Here is a 14266-nt window from a genome sequence, read left to right as displayed (position 1 = left end):
CCGAGGTCGCCCGCATCGCCAGCGAGGGCGTCACATCGGGCGAGCTGGAGAAGGCCAAGGATCGTTTCGTCCGCTCGATGATCTTCGCCCGCGACAAGCAGGATTCGATGGCCAACATCTACGGCGCGACGCTCGCCACCGGCGGCAACGTCAGGGATGTCGAGGAATGGCCGGGCCGCATCCGCAAGGTCACCGCCGAGGAAGTCAGGCAGGTTGCGGCGCGCTATCTCAATCTCAACCATTCGACATCAGGCTATCTCTTGCCGCAGACACAGGCAGGGAATTGATCGATGAGAGATCAGCATAGCCGCGCGTTTTGCCTTCTCCCCTTGTGGGAGAAGGTGGATTGGCGCGCAGCGCCAAGACGGTTGAGGGGTGTTGGACGGAGTGCTGTCGGTACCAAGCTGGAGCACCCCTCATCCGACCGAGCTTCGCTCGGCCACCTTCTCCCACAAGGGGAGAAGGGAAGGTCGCGCATAGCCCCTTTAGTTACCCTGCTCCTCTCCCTCGTCTTCCTCGTCCTGCCGGCGCTTTCCGCTCGTGCGGCCATGAGCATCCAGGAGGTGACGTCTTCAAAGGGCATCACCGCCTGGCTGGTGGAGGACTATTCCGTGCCGCTCGTCGCCATCCGCTTTGCCTTCGACGGCGGCACGACGCAGGATCCCGCTGGAAAGGTGGGCCTTGCCAATCTGATGAGCGGCCTGTTCGACGAGGGCGCCGGCAATCTCGACAGCGAGGCCTTCCAGATCAAGCTCGACGACGTCGGCGCCGAGATGAGCTTCGAAGCGGCGCGCGACGGCATCTATGGCTCGATGCGCATGCTTGCCGAGCAGCGCGACGCGGCGTTCGACCTGTTGCGGCTGGCGGTCACCGAGCCGCGTTTCGACCAGGCGCCAATCGACCGAATTCGCGCGCAAGTGCTGTCCGGCATCATCGCCAACGAGCTTGACCCGGACACGCTCGCCCAGCGCAAATGGCTGGAGGCACTATACGGCGCCCATCCCTATGCGCGGCCTGAAGAGGGCACCAGGCAAAGCATCGCCACCATCACGCCGGACGATCTCATCGCCTTTCACAAGGCGAATTTTGCTCGTGATGGCCTGCATGTGGCGGTGGTCGGTGCCATCGATGCCGAGACGTTGAAGAAAAAGCTCGATCTGGTCTTCGGCGGCCTGCCACAGCATCAGGCGCTTAGCGCGGTCGCCGATGTCGATCCGAAACTCAACCAGCAGCTCGAAGTCAATTACGATCAGCCCCAGACGTCGCTGCAACTCGCCTATCCCGGCGTCGAGCGGAGTGCGCCGGATTTCTTCGCTGCGGTTCTGATGAACGAGATCCTCGGCGGCAGCGCCTTCACCTCGCGGCTGTTCGAAGAGGTGCGTGAAAAACGCGGTCTGGCCTACAGCGTCAGTTCCGACCTGGTCGACCACCAGCACGCCAACGCCCTGGCCATCACCACGGCGACCCGCGCGGACCGGGCGGCCGAGACTTTGGTTGTCGTGCGCGAGGTGGTGAAGCGCATGGCCCAGGAAGGGCCGACCGAAGCAGAACTGGCGGCGACCAAGAAATACTTGATCGGCGCCTACGCCATCAACAATCTGAACTCCTCCGCCGCCATCGCCGCGACGCTGCTCGAGCTGCAGCTCGACAAGCTCGGCAGCGACTATATGCAGCGCCGCGCCGCCCTCATCAACGCGGTGACGCTGGATCAGGTCAAGGCGGCGGCGAAAAAGCTGCTTTCCGCCGAGCCGGCCGTCATGGTCGTCGGGCCGAAGCACGGCGAGGCCAAGGAGGAATGAGCCCAAATGGGGGGCAGGGCCAAATGAGGGGCAGAGGATGAGCCCGAGCTTCGGCATCGCCTTCGGCGGCGGCGGCGCGCGCGGGCTGGCGCATATCCATGTCATCGAGGTGCTGGACGAGCTGGGTATCAGGCCGGTCGCCATATCAGGCTCATCGATCGGCGCCATCATGGGCGCCGGCATGGCTTCGGGCATGGCCGGCAGCGACATTCACCACTACATGCGCTCGATCCTCGGCCGCCGCGCCGAGGTGGCGGCGCGCATGTGGCGGGCGCGGCCAGGCACCTTTGCCGAGGCGCTGCAGGGCGGGCTGGGTGTCACCCAGTTCAATGTCGAGCGCATCCTCAAGGCATTCATGCCCGACGCCATACCCGAAAGCTTCGCCGAGCTGAAAATACCGTTGAAGGTGACGGCAACGGATTTCTTCGGCCACAAGCTCGCCGTGCTGAGCGACGGCGACCTGCATTCAGCGCTTGCCGCCTCGGCAGCTATTCCCGCGGTATTCCGACCGGTGATGCGCGACGGCAGGCTGCTGATCGACGGCGGCATCTACAATCCGGTGCCGTTCGACCTGATCGAGGACGACGCCGACATCATCATCGCCGTCGACGTCGTTGGCGCGCCGGCCAAAGGCGGGCGCAAATACCCGACCTCCGTCGACCTGATGTTCGGTGCCACGCAATTGATGATGCAGTCGATCATCGCCGCCAAGCTGAGGCAATGCCAGCCGGACATACTGGTCAGGCCGGCGGTGTCGAAATACCGCGTGCTCGATTTCATGAAGATCGACGCCTTGATGGCCGAAACGGCTGATATCAAAGACGAGCTGAAGCGGGAGATCGAGAAGGCGGTGGAGGCGCGGGCCAAGGTCGACACGAGCAAGCGCCCCAAGCAGGTTGGGGGCGTGGCGCGAAAAGTTTGACGCCTGGTGGCCTCAATCGAACGAGCGCAGGCGCTGAACATTTTCCGCCGGACCGGAACCGTTTGGCTGATCGCTTCCCGGTCCGGCACTGGACCCGGCCAAGCCGGAACTGATCAAGACCATCCGCGGCGCTGGATACCTGTATCCAAAGCGGTGAATGAGGTGTGGTTCAGCGACCGGGCTGCCCGGCGGGCGGAACGATCTGCATGACAAGGCGCATCAGATCGGCCTGGCGGGAGACGCCGGTCTTCTGGAAGATATTGTCGAGATGCGTCTTGGCGGTCGTGCCGGCAATGTGAAGGCTGGCGCCGGTCTCGGCCAGGGTGTGCCCGGCGACAAGGCTGGCGAGCACGCGGGTTTCGGCCAGCGTGAGTCCAAAGGCTGTCGCCAGCATGTCGGCGGCGACATGCTCGTCCGGTGCATTGCCGATGAACACCGCGGCAACCGCCGCGGGCGCCATGCCGGCGACGCGCAGATCGCCGCCGGCAATCGGCAGCACACGGGCGAAGACCGGCGGCAGGGCAGGTTCGGTGAGGAGGACGGCAAGCCCTGTCTTGCCGATGCCTGCCTCGTCCTGAGCCGCAGCCAGGATGGCGCTGTGAAGCTCCCTTGAAGCCGACGGGATCTTCGCTTGCAGAATGCCCCGGACATCCTGGATCGAGCCGCCGCTCCGCAGCCTGCGCTTGGCCGAGCGGTTGGCGTGCAGGATGGCGCCACGTTCATTGGTCAGGACCACAGCGCATGTGAGCGCATCGAGCGCCTCGGCCATCCGTCCGCGCTCGATCGTGCTGATATCCAGCATGTTGCCGATCATCACCGAACGGCGCACATGCGGCAGCAACAGTCCGCCAAACTTGATTTCACGCTCGGTGATAAGGCCTTGCCGCTCATGCCGGGCAACGGCGAAGCCGGCAAGGCGGGTAGGGGTGCGGATCAGGAAAAACGACAGGACGTCGACCAGGCCTTGCGGCTTCAGCCACTCCTGAAAATATCGCGAGGTCTCCAGGTCGGTTGCAGGGACATGGCGCGAGACCACATGCGGCACATCGAGCGAAGGCCATTTCGAGAGATGTTCGAGCAGCCGGGCATGGGTCTCGGGGATATGTTTGGCCTGTTGCTCCAGCCAGTATGGCTCTATTCCCACGGCCCTGTGGATCAGCAGCCGGTCGTGACTGAGGTCGTCAAGGTGCAGCACCGCTGTCTGGGCGTCGAGCGCATCCCTGATCCCGGCAAGCGCGTACTCCCACCGCCCCGGGTCGAACGCGCAATCGTAGATCGAGCCGATCAGCTTCGACAGTTCATGATGCGACAATGCCTTGGCCATCGACGGCCCCCCGCATGTCAACAGCGCGTCCGACGCGGAAGGCCGCGCGCTCTCACAGGTGCTCTCGCCCCTCCGAATTTTAGCGATCGCTTAAATTCCGATTATCTCCCCCAAACAGGGGATGCGCAAGCAATCGGGTGGTGAGATGTTTGCGCCTCAGAAGAACGTCACACTTAACCGTGACAACCAGTGGGGGTTCAGCGCGTTCTCGGCTGGCGGACCTTCGCCACTGTGAGGTAGCCGGGGGCACTAATCAAGAAATCTGCCTGCGTGCGCCGACTATCACGGCGCGCGAGCATCTATTGCTGAAACCTTGAGCCGGGCTTGTCCCGGACAATTCGGGATGGAGCAGCATTATGTACAGATACATTGCTTTTGCAGCACTTTGCATGGCGGCGACGCCCGCGCATGCCGGCGAGCTTGGAGCCATGAAGGCTGAAAGCATCGATCTCGCCGGCTTCCTTGGTGTCGTCTATTATACGCCTCAGGAGGACGGCTATCGGGTGGTCACCACAATCGCGCAGGGCGAGGCTGGCTTGCCGGTGCGCTTCGTGGCGACACTGACCGAGAACCAGATAGTCGCGGTCTCCGTGCCGGGCAAGCTGGGCGAGTCGGACCAGATCATCGAGATATCGCGTGTCGGCGGCAAGCTTGTCGTCAGCCCGCATCCGATAGACGGGATCGTGGTTTCTACCCCGAAGCTCGCCGTCGACTGATCCAGGGTTGAGTGATCCAACATCGAGTGGCCCAACATCGAGTGATCCGGGGGCATGCGCGTTGCGGTGGCGCTGGATGAGCCTGCAACATGGGCGACAGACGATGTCTCCATGGTTCGTCCTGGCTGTTGTTGTCTTTACCGTTGCCGCCGGCTCCGCCGCGTCTTCGCAGGCTGAGCTGGCCCCTGGCAAGTTCTACGAGGCTGTCGGCAACAAGGTCGATGCGCGAACCTATAACGGTTTTCGTCGCTACCATGGCAGCTGCAATCACTGCCATGGCCCCGACGGCATGGGCTCGACCTTCGCCTCGGCGCTTGTCGACCGGCTGCCCGGCATCGAGGTCTTTCGGCGCAATGTTCGCGACGGCGTGCGCAGCGGCGCTTCGGTGATGAAGGGCTTCGCCGACGATCCCAATGTCGCTCCTTACATCGATGACATCTACGCCTATTTGCAGGCCCGCGCCGACGGTGCGCTTGGCCGGGGTCGGCCCGAGAGGCTTGAAAATTAATGCATGTCGCGCAAAAGCATGCCCTCGGGCCTGACCCGAGGGTGTGCAGCGGTTTTGCGATAACGACATGCATAAAACAACAACCTAAAGCGCGTCCCTTGAGCCGGTCGCACGCGACGCGCTTTGGTGCCATTGCCTGCCGATCGCAGGCGCTTCACCAAAGGACAGCGAGACGGTCGTCGCCGAGCGCCACATGTGTGCCGAAAGGTGAGCACTCGCGCTCAAGCATGCCAGCGAGCCAGGCGGCATGTTCGCGCAGGGCGCGGTTTAGCCGGAACCTGGCGAGCTGGAACGGCACCAGCTCGAGCGAAACAAGCGTACCGCCCGGTACGGCGAGCCGCGGCAGGTACATCAGCGCAAGCTCACCACGAAAGCTTTCGTTGCCGGTGATTCCTTCATAGTCGGTGAGGAAGTCGCCGCATCCGTAGAGGATCAGCCGGCCGTGATGGATTTCGATCGGCTTGGGATGGTGGGAGGAGTGCCCATGCACGACATCGAAACCTGCAACATCGATGAGAGCATGGGCAAGCGCGCGTTCTTCCGCCGGGACTTGGTAGCCCCAGTTGCCGCCCCAGTGGATCGAGGCCACCGCGAGGTCGCCAGGCTGTTTTATGGCTTGCACGGATCGGGCGATCTGCTCGAGCGACCGGGCCGAGAGATCCGCCAGCAAATTGACGCCTGGCTTGTAAGCTCCGGCTGCCCATGAAGCTGGAACGCCGCTGGTCTCGAGCGCAAAGCCGAAGACCAGCACGCGGCCCCCGCCGGCCGGTTCAATGACGGCAGGCGCCGCCGCCTCGTCCGCGTCAAGCCCGGCCCCGGCACAGGAGAGGCCGGCAAGTCGCAGCGTATCGAGGGTCTCGACGAGGCCAGGCTCATCCCAGTCGAGCACATGGTTGTTGGCGAGCACGCAGCAGTCTATCCGTGCCGCCGCCAGGCAGCCGATGTTTGCCGGGTTCAACTTGTAGTTGATCTCCTTGGGCGCCAGGGACAGGCTGGTGGTGATGCTGGTCTCGAGATTGACGATCCGCGCGTCGGGCGCTTCACGATCCAATTCGCTGAGCGCATCGCCCCAGACATACGCCTCGTCGACCCTTCTCGGGATCGGGCCGTTGACGCGTTCGGCAAGCTCGACATAGGTCGTCGCCGATTTGACATAGCGCTCGCCAAGGTGCGGATCGCCGGGACTGGCGAGGATTTGGTCGATGCCGCGCCCGAGCATCACGTCGCCGCACAGGAACAGTTTTGCGCTGCTTCGGACGGCGGCATTGTTGGCGATCTGCGGCATTGGATCTGGATCTCCTTCCTCGCCAACCTCCAGTGAGGCAGATGAGCGCCGAGGGCCGAAGCTGCCGATCTCCCCCCTTGAGGGGGAGATGGCCGGCAGGCCAGAGGGGGTCGTCTCACGTAATGCGCCAACCTCCACTGTCGCAAGAGAGGGGGTGCGCCCGGTCGAACCGACCCCCTCTACCCTGCCGGGCATCTCCCCCTCAAGGGGGGAGATTGGCCGTCATCGGCGCTTTCGCCAATCACCAGCGTTGCAGGATGAGGCGCCGAGGCCGCTCGCCCGGATCAGACCGAGATCGGTCTCAGCCCCACTTCATCTCGCCGGTGGCGACCTTGGAGCCGATGTCGAGCGCCACGCCCATGCCGAGGCCGGGGAAGCGGGCTTCCATGGCGCCCTTGAGCGCGGCCGCGTCCTTAGCCTTGGCCAGTTCTTCCTCGAAGGCGATGAGATAGGTTTTGGTGTGCTCGACGCCCGAAAGGTCGGTGGCGGCCCGCGGCGTCATGTGGCCGGGCACGACGATTTCAGGCTTGCTGGCCGCGATCTTTTCGAGATTGGCGAGCCAGGCGGCGCGCTGTTCCTTGCTCGACGTGTCGGCGGTCCAGACATGCACGCCGGAAAAAATCATCACCCCGCCGAACACCGCATTCAGCGACGGCACCGAGAGATAGCGCCGATTGGCAAGGCCTTCGGCATCGACGATCTCGATGGTCTCGCCATCGACGGTGAGCGTCTTGCCGTCGAAGACTTCGGGGATGACAACATCGGCGAGCGCCTGCGGGCCATTCTCCTTGAGCTGCGGCCCCCAGACGGCGATTTTCTTGTCGACGCTGCCATTGATGGCGGCCACCGTTTCGGCAGCGGAGATCACCCGTGCCTGCGGAAAAACCTGCTTGATCGGCTGGAGGCCGAAATAATAGTCCGGGTCGGACTGGCTGACATAGATGGTGGTGAGCGTCTTGCCGGTCGCCTTGATCGCCTCGACCACGGCGCGGCCGTCGGAATAGGTGAAACCGCCGTCGATCAGCAGCGCCTCGGAGGCGCCGGTGATCAGCACCGGGGCGCGAAAGAAGCCGTTTTCGCCGGCCGGAAAATGTTTCCAGGAAAGCCCGCCAGCCGCGTGGCCAAGCCCGGCGGGAGCGAAGACGGCAGCGGCGCCGGCGGCGAGGGTGGTTTTCATGATGGCTCTCCGTGTGAACATGGATCTCTCCTGGGCTTGAGAATGCGGAATTCGGGCGGGCGCATCTTCCGGCGCAGCCTCGATGCCGGGAAGATGGCAGAGGCGGAATGCGTATTGAAGGCCAACAAAATAGACGTAATGTATGCCATTGTCTGACAATGGGCTCGCATTAGCCATGAACCACGCATGAACCTGAACCGGCTGGCCTATTTCGCCGCGGTGGTCGACACCGGCTCGTTCACGCGGGCCGCCGAGCGGCTGGGCATCACCAAGGCGGTCGTCAGCCAGCAGGTGGCGCGGCTGGAGCGCGATGTCGGAACGACGCTGCTGATCCGCACGACGCGGCGCGTCCATCCGACCGAAGCCGGCCGGACATTCCATGCGCGGTGCCTAAAAATTCTGCAGCAGGCCGAGGATGCCTTCGACGAACTCGCGCAGGCCGCCGCCGAGCCGACCGGCACGCTGCGCATCGCTGCGCCCAACGATTACGGCACCTCGGCGGTGGTGCCGGTGGTCGCCGCCTTCAGCGCGCGCTATCCCGCCTGCCGGGTGGAGCTGACGCTGGGCGATGAGACGATCGACCTGGCCTCCGGGGGATTGGACGTGGCGATCCGCGTCGGCTGGCTGGCCGATTCCAGCCTGCAGGCACGACGGATCGGCATCTTTCGGCAATTCATGGTGTGCGGCGCCGAGTTTGCCGGGCGCTTCAAGGCCGACGTCCCGCAAGACTTGGCCGGGCTGCCCTTCGTCGCCAACATGGCGCTGCGCGAACCGCTGCTATGGCAATTTTCGCGCGGCGACGATGAGCATGAGGCTGTGCGCATGCAGGCAACGATCGCCATCGACGCGACGCCGGCAGTGCTGGCGGCCGTCCGCGCCGGTGCCGGCCTGTCGGTGCTGCCGGATTTTTTGGTGCGGGATGAGTTGGCCACGGGGCGGCTCGTCCAGGTCCTGCCCGAGTGGCGGCTGCCCTCCGGAGGCATCTACACAGTCTACCCCGCCGCACGGTTTCGCCCGCCCAAGGTGACCAGGTTTGTCGAGATGCTGGTCGCGGCTGAGCAGAAGGCAGAGTAAGGCGGGCAGGGGCGCCGATGACGGCCAATCTCCCCCCTTGAGGGGGAGATGCCCGGCAGGGTAGAGGGGGTCGGTCCGACCGGGCGCGGCCCCCTCTCTTGCGACAGTGGAGGTTGGCGCATTACGTGAGACGACCCCCTCTGGCCTGCCGGCCATCTCCCCCCTCAAGGGGGGAGAGGGGCTGTCATCGGCGCCTTCGCCAATCACCAGCGTTGCAAATGCCAGTCAATGTGATCGGCAGGATAGGAAGTGGGTGCAAATCAGGAAGAACGTGGCCTTCGGACGTGCCCTTTCACAACGCTGCCGAGCTCTAACTTTATCCTTTTACCCGGCAGCGTCTCGGAGTATAATTAGTCTTCACTAAAATAAAGGTTTGAAAACGGAAAACCTTCCGTCTTTGGGCGGAGGGACCTATGGGAGGCTCGCATGCTTAGCGGTTTCGGCAAGGCCTGCGCGGTAATCCTTTTTTCAGGGAACTGCGCTTTCGCCCAATCGGATTTGATAGAACCAGAGGCTGGAAAGTGGAAGACATGGGTAATCACGTCTGGCGAGGACTTCCGAGTCCCGCCGCCGCCTGACGCCTCCGCCGCAGCAGCCGAATTGGCGCAGATGCGGGATCTCTTGGCGCAAAAGGATCCGGCTGCCGCCGACAAAATCACCTTCTGGGACGCCGGCTCGCCTGGATACCGATGGGTCGATCTGGTCAACAATCGCCTTCTCGAGAACCAGCAGATTCCAAATGCGCACCGCCTCTACTCCTATTTGACGATGGCGATGTATGACGCCACCATCGCTGCGTGGGACGCGAAGTACTTCTACAATCGGCCGCGCCCGAGCGAGGCGGATGCGACACTGGCGACTGCGCTGCCGCCGCCGCGGAGTCCCTCCTATCCATCCGAGCATGCCGCAGCCGCCGGAGCTGCCGCGACCGTTCTTTCTTATTTCTTTCCCGAAGAGACATCGTCGTTCAAGGCAATGGCCGAAGAAGCGGCACAGTCGCGCGTCCTTGCCGGTGTCCAGTTCCCAAGCGATTCTTCCGCCGGCCTGGAGTTGGGGCGCAGGGTCGCAGAGCAGGTGATTGCGCGGGCAAAGGCCGATGGCTCCGATGCAAAGTGGAGCGGCACTGTTCCGACCGGGCCGTGCATGTGGGTCGGGAACAAACCCGCCAATGTAAACATGCCAAACTGGAAGCCGATCGTGCTGGCTGCACCCGATGAATTCAGGCCGCCGGCGCCGCCCGACTGCCAGTCCCCGGCCGTAAAGGCCGAGATGGATGCAATTCGACAGTTTGAACGAAAATTCCCTAACAGCTACAAAGCGTTCTACTGGCAAAGCCCATCCGGCCTGTTCACCGACTGGTATGACTATGCCAGCAAGTGGATGTTCGAGGACAAGACGGATACGAACCCGCCGCGTGCGGCGCGGGCTTACGCGATGCTCGCAACGGTCTATTACGACGCCTACATTGCAAGCAACGACGGGAAGTACGCCTATTGGTATCTGCGGCCCAACATGCTTGACGCGAGCATCACTCCCCTGTTCGCAGTGCCAGCCCATCCCAGTTATCCGTCGAACCACTCCACGCTCTCGACTGCCCGATGCGAGGTCCTGGCATACCTGTTTCCCAGCCATGCGGAATTCATCCGCAAAGTTGGCAAAGAGGCCGGCGATTCGCGCGTCTGGGCCGGCATCCACTATGAGATGGACAACAAGGCCGGTGCCGCACTCGGCAAAGCGGTCGCGGAGAAATTCATCGAGCGGGCGAGAAAGGACGGAGCTGACTAGCGGAAGGAGAGGACACCTGCTCGACCCGTTCGAAACCTTCTTTGCCGATCGCCGGTCGAGGCCAAAGGGTAGAACGGAACTTTGTTCGCCACGTATCAGAAAGTTGCAGGCGCCACGCCCCTTCATCTTCTGACGCTTTGTGGACCTGAGACGCAACAGGGCTTCCAAGTTGCCGTTCCCCTGCGCCCCGATCTATAGACCCGCTTCGGAGTCGACTCGTGACATTGGCTGCGTCCGGCGCAAAACGTCAGCAGGTGGCGCAATCGAGGCGACCCGTGCTTTTAACCGCTCTGCACGCGGAAGAAGCCGTTGGAGGACTAGGTTGGGTGGGAAGCAGTCCCTCAATGCGATGAGCACGAATGACCGCGATGCGGACTAAGCAGACGAAGAATGGAGCCCGGCGCCCCTGCAATGGGCGCCGGCCTCACCACACTCGCACTCCGAAAATCTCCGAAACGTGTTGCGGCCGAGCGCTACAAGAGCGATAATTAGTGCCCGAACGGAATGACGCAGACGGTTTCGCTTGCCGCGGGGCTGGTAGCGGCCCGGGACGGTCAAATCAGGGAATTCGCCATGCACAATGTCTCTCGGCGAAATGCCATTCGCTTCGTTCTGGCGGTCACAGCCGCCCTGTTTGCGACCTCGATGCCCTCTTTTGCCACGGAAGCGGTTCCGCTGGCGATCAAGGGTTATGACCCGGTCGCCTATTTCACCATCGGAAGCCCCACGCGCGGGCTGCCGGAGATCGAGTACGAATGGGATGAGCACCGCTACCTCTTCGCGAACGCCGAGCATCGCGAGCTTTTCAAGGCCGCTCCTGTTCGCTACGCGCCAGAGTTCGGAAATTTTTGTGCAATGGCGCTGGCCCTGGGCGAGCTCGACGAGGCCAACCCGGAGAATTGGCTGATCAGCGACGGAAAGCTTTATATTTTCGGCAAACCGGCCCCGATGGGACCCGCGCTCTTCCAGCAGGACCTTGCTGCGAACATCGCGAAGGCCAACCAGAACCGCGCGCTACTTCAAGGACATTAGCGGTTCATTCTCTCGGCCGGTGGCAGGTCGCCTGTGACGGGGTAGAGGCGGGCCTTGCGGAATCCGTCGCGCAGATGTTCGAGATCGCCAGAGCTTAGAAACTTGGTTCCGAACTCCTGCGGGTCGAAGGTTGGGTCGATGCGGCGTATCATCGTCACGACACGCGCGGCGTCCTCCGCTCGATCGACTTGTGCATAGGCGGCCGCCAGCAGGATACGGCTGAAGTTCGCGCCTGCGGTTGTTCGAAGACTAAGTTCCGCCTGTTCGATCGCCGCGTCGTAACGCCGTTTCAGATAGTAGGCCAGGCTCAGCGCAAAGCGATCGATCGCATTGAGATCGGGGTCGATACGCTGCGCCTGCTCCAAGGCCTCGATCGCCGCATCCGTCTGTCCCAGCCACAACAGGATGGTGCCGCGCCCGGCGAGGCCGTGAGCATCGTTCGGATTGATCGCAATGGCGCGCTCGATCTCAACCTCTGCCTGGTTGTATCTCTGACGAAAGAGGTGGATGTGGCCGAGAGTGATGCGCGCGCGCACGTCGGAATCATCAAGGCTCAGCGCCTTGATTGCCAGTTCCTCGGCACGGCTCAGGAAGGCGGTTGGCGATTCCGCCCAGCCCATCGAGCTGGCAATGTGATAGGTTTCGGCAAGTGCCGCATATGCAGCAGCGTAGTTCGGGTCAAGCTCGATGGCGCGTCTGAGCAGGGCGCGCGCCTCCACATTGTTTGCATGCGTCGGGCTCTGCAATGCCGGCCTGGCGCGCAGCACGTAATCATAGGCTGCGAGATTTTCGGTTGGCTTCGCGAACACCCGATTTTGTTCGATCTGGGTCACGCGAATCGCCAGGACTCTGACGATGCGAGTGACAATGTTGTCCTGCAGCGCGAACACGTCCGCCAGCGCCTCCTCGAAGCGTGCAGACCAAATCACCCGTCCCTGCCTTGTGTCGACGAGTTGCGCGATGACCCGCACGCGGTCGCCGGTCTGGCGGACGCTGCCTTCGACCAGATAGCTGACGGCGAGACCGCGGCCGATCTCCTCCGGGCTTGCGGGCTTTCCCTTGTAGGGGAAAACAGCGTTCCACGACATCACGGTCAGCGCGGAGAACCGACCCAGTGCGTTGATGATATCCTGCGTCAATCCATCCGCGAAATACTGACGAGCCGAATCGTCGCTCTGGTTCAGGAACGGGAGAATGGCGATCGCGGGTTTCGTGCTGACTTCAGCACTTTTTGTGAATTGATCGCCAGAGCGCAGAATGCTGAGAAATTTCCACTCAGAGCCAAGACCGGCCCACAGCGCGCCTACAATAAGCAAAATCATCAGAGCCAGAGCGGCGAACAATCCCCGGCGCCAGCCGGCGGGCGCCGGAGCGGCCGTGGCGTCGAGCCGCACGCGAAAGGCGCGCACCGGCCGAGCGATGTTCTTGAGCTTCTGTTCGCCGATATCCTCAAAGGCAATGTCGAGCTTGCCTTGCACGTCTTCCTGCACGCGGCCCGAGACGCAGATGCCGCCAGGCTCCGCGAGCCCCTCCAAGCGAGCCGCCACGTTGACGCCATCCCCGAAAATGTCGTCATCCTCGATGATGATGTCGCCGACATTGATGCCGACGCGGAACTCGATACGTTGTCCTGCCGGCACCGCGACATTGCGTTCCGCCATGCCGCGCTGGATCTCGACGGCGCAGCGCACGGCCTCGACCACACTCGCGAACTCGATCAGCATCCCATCGCCGGTGGTCTTGACAATCCGCCCGCGGTGTTCGTTGATCTTTCGGTCGACCAGAGCACGCCGATGCGCCTTCAGCTGGGCGAGCGTACCTTCCTCGTCGTTGCCCATCAGCCGGCTGTAGCCGGAGATGTCGGCCGCTAGAATGGCCGTAAGTCGCCGCTCTACATGCTCGGTTGACAATCCGACTCTCCCCCGTGCGCTTCGGCCACCTTTTTCCGATAGCTCTGGGCTAAGCACTACGGAACCTAGGGCTCCGTAGTGCTTAGCCCAAGGAGCCCTCAATCGAAGGCGAGCGTCGCGCCCACCGTTGGGGCGGTGGAACCGCGAACGCTATGACCTGCTCGGCCACACCCTCACCGATCTTTTGGCCCGCAACCACATCGGAGCGAAAATGGACCCCGGCCCACATGCGCGCGTCGGCCGCCTGCTTGGCCGTCACGCTCCATCAGCGCGGAGTAGCCCACCACATCGGCAGCAAGAATGGCAGCAAGCTTCGATCCACGACGGCGTTCTTTAAGACCACCTATGCCCAAGGAATGCACCATAGCAGAAGTCGGAGGCATTGTATCGCCGCAAGGCCCTTTGCTGTGCATGGACCGGAAGGTCTGGAATGGGCTCAATAGAGCCGTTTATCGCCTGCACCGCAGATGACCGCTTGGGGTCGGTTTCGGACGATAAGCGAAGGTCCGCTCCCGAAAAGCGTCGGGAATGTCTGGAAATGGCGCAATCGAGGCGACCCGTGCTTTTAACCGCTCTGCACGCGGAAGAAGCCGTTGGAGGACTAGGTTGGGTGGAAACTTGCCGTATGCGCGCCTGTCGGAATGACGTGATTGCGGCAGGAGCGGACGTCGCCCCGCCTATGCGGCTTGCTCACTCTAGCGTCGGGGCGGTCCGCAGACCGTTGAATCGAAATC

At 62.9% G+C, this 14266-nt stretch carries 11 protein-coding genes and 1 pseudogene; 8 read left to right on the top strand and 4 right to left on the bottom strand.

The genetic code is table 11. The annotated features are described in order from the left end of the window. The 3 genes and pseudogenes from AC0L17_RS33450 to AC0L17_RS33440 all read left to right on the top strand — a co-directional run. A pseudogene (locus AC0L17_RS33450) lies at positions 1 to 287 on the top strand (insulinase family protein); the annotation flags it as partial. A 261-nt stretch (positions 288 to 548) separates the two neighbouring features. Beyond that, positions 549 to 1799, top strand: a complete 1251-nt coding sequence (locus AC0L17_RS33445; protein WP_473518860.1) for a M16 family metallopeptidase — start codon at positions 549 to 551, stop codon at positions 1797 to 1799. Between the two features lie 37 nt (positions 1800 to 1836). Continuing rightward, positions 1837 to 2721 carry a patatin-like phospholipase family protein gene (locus AC0L17_RS33440; protein ID WP_473518859.1) on the top strand — a complete coding sequence of 295 codons (885 nt, stop codon included), beginning with the start codon at positions 1837 to 1839 and terminating at the stop codon, positions 2719 to 2721. Between the two features lie 169 nt (positions 2722 to 2890). Here AC0L17_RS33440 and AC0L17_RS33435 read toward each other — a convergent pair whose 3' ends face one another. Next, on the bottom strand, positions 2891 to 4045 hold the full coding sequence (locus AC0L17_RS33435; RefSeq protein WP_473518858.1) for a helix-turn-helix transcriptional regulator: 1155 nt from the start codon (positions 4043 to 4045) through the stop codon (positions 2891 to 2893). Between the two features lie 356 nt (positions 4046 to 4401). Between AC0L17_RS33435 and AC0L17_RS33430 the strand changes: the two genes are divergently transcribed. Both AC0L17_RS33430 and AC0L17_RS33425 read left to right on the top strand, forming a co-directional pair. After that, positions 4402 to 4761 carry a hypothetical protein gene (locus AC0L17_RS33430; protein WP_287059324.1) on the top strand — a complete coding sequence of 120 codons (360 nt, stop codon included), beginning with the start codon at positions 4402 to 4404 and terminating at the stop codon, positions 4759 to 4761. Positions 4762 to 4837: 76 nt separating this feature from the next. Further along, positions 4838 to 5269: a c-type cytochrome gene (locus tag AC0L17_RS33425; protein WP_473518857.1), complete on the top strand. Its 432-nt coding sequence runs from the start codon at positions 4838 to 4840 to the stop codon at positions 5267 to 5269. A gap of 154 nt (positions 5270 to 5423) precedes the next feature. Here AC0L17_RS33425 and AC0L17_RS33420 read toward each other — a convergent pair whose 3' ends face one another. Together AC0L17_RS33420 and AC0L17_RS33415 are read right to left on the bottom strand one after the other, a co-directional pair. Further along, the gene (locus AC0L17_RS33420; protein ID WP_473518856.1) at positions 5424 to 6554 is read right to left on the bottom strand and encodes a CapA family protein; all 1131 of its coding nucleotides are present in this window, start codon (positions 6552 to 6554) and stop codon (positions 5424 to 5426) included. A gap of 301 nt (positions 6555 to 6855) precedes the next feature. Beyond that, the gene (locus tag AC0L17_RS33415; protein WP_473518855.1) at positions 6856 to 7752 is read right to left on the bottom strand and encodes an MBL fold metallo-hydrolase; all 897 of its coding nucleotides are present in this window, start codon (positions 7750 to 7752) and stop codon (positions 6856 to 6858) included. A gap of 165 nt (positions 7753 to 7917) precedes the next feature. Between AC0L17_RS33415 and AC0L17_RS33410 the strand changes: the two genes are divergently transcribed. The 3 genes from AC0L17_RS33410 to AC0L17_RS33400 all read left to right on the top strand — a co-directional run bounded on the left by AC0L17_RS33410 (position 7918) and on the right by AC0L17_RS33400 (position 11622). Beyond that, complete coding sequence (locus AC0L17_RS33410) at positions 7918 to 8805, top strand: LysR family transcriptional regulator (protein WP_473518854.1); 888 nt, start codon at positions 7918 to 7920, stop codon at positions 8803 to 8805. Between the two features lie 774 nt (positions 8806 to 9579). Continuing rightward, positions 9580 to 10590, top strand: a complete 1011-nt coding sequence (locus AC0L17_RS33405; RefSeq protein ID WP_473518853.1) for a vanadium-dependent haloperoxidase — start codon at positions 9580 to 9582, stop codon at positions 10588 to 10590. Between the two features lie 504 nt (positions 10591 to 11094). Beyond that, the gene (locus AC0L17_RS33400) at positions 11095 to 11622 is read left to right on the top strand and encodes a YHS domain-containing (seleno)protein (protein ID WP_473518852.1); all 528 of its coding nucleotides are present in this window, start codon (positions 11095 to 11097) and stop codon (positions 11620 to 11622) included. On the opposite strand, the gene AC0L17_RS33395 is transcribed toward AC0L17_RS33400, so the two are convergent. Continuing rightward, the gene (locus tag AC0L17_RS33395; protein ID WP_473518851.1) at positions 11619 to 13532 is read right to left on the bottom strand and encodes an adenylate/guanylate cyclase domain-containing protein; all 1914 of its coding nucleotides are present in this window, start codon (positions 13530 to 13532) and stop codon (positions 11619 to 11621) included. The two genes, AC0L17_RS33400 and AC0L17_RS33395, sit on opposite strands and share 4 nt — an antisense overlap. Between the last annotated feature and the right edge of the window lie 734 nt (positions 13533 to 14266).

The sequence above is a fragment of the Mesorhizobium sp. WSM4829 genome (genome assembly GCF_055811475.1).
Note: the sequence above shows the minus strand (reverse complement) of the source record. Positions and strands in the feature narration are given on the sequence as shown.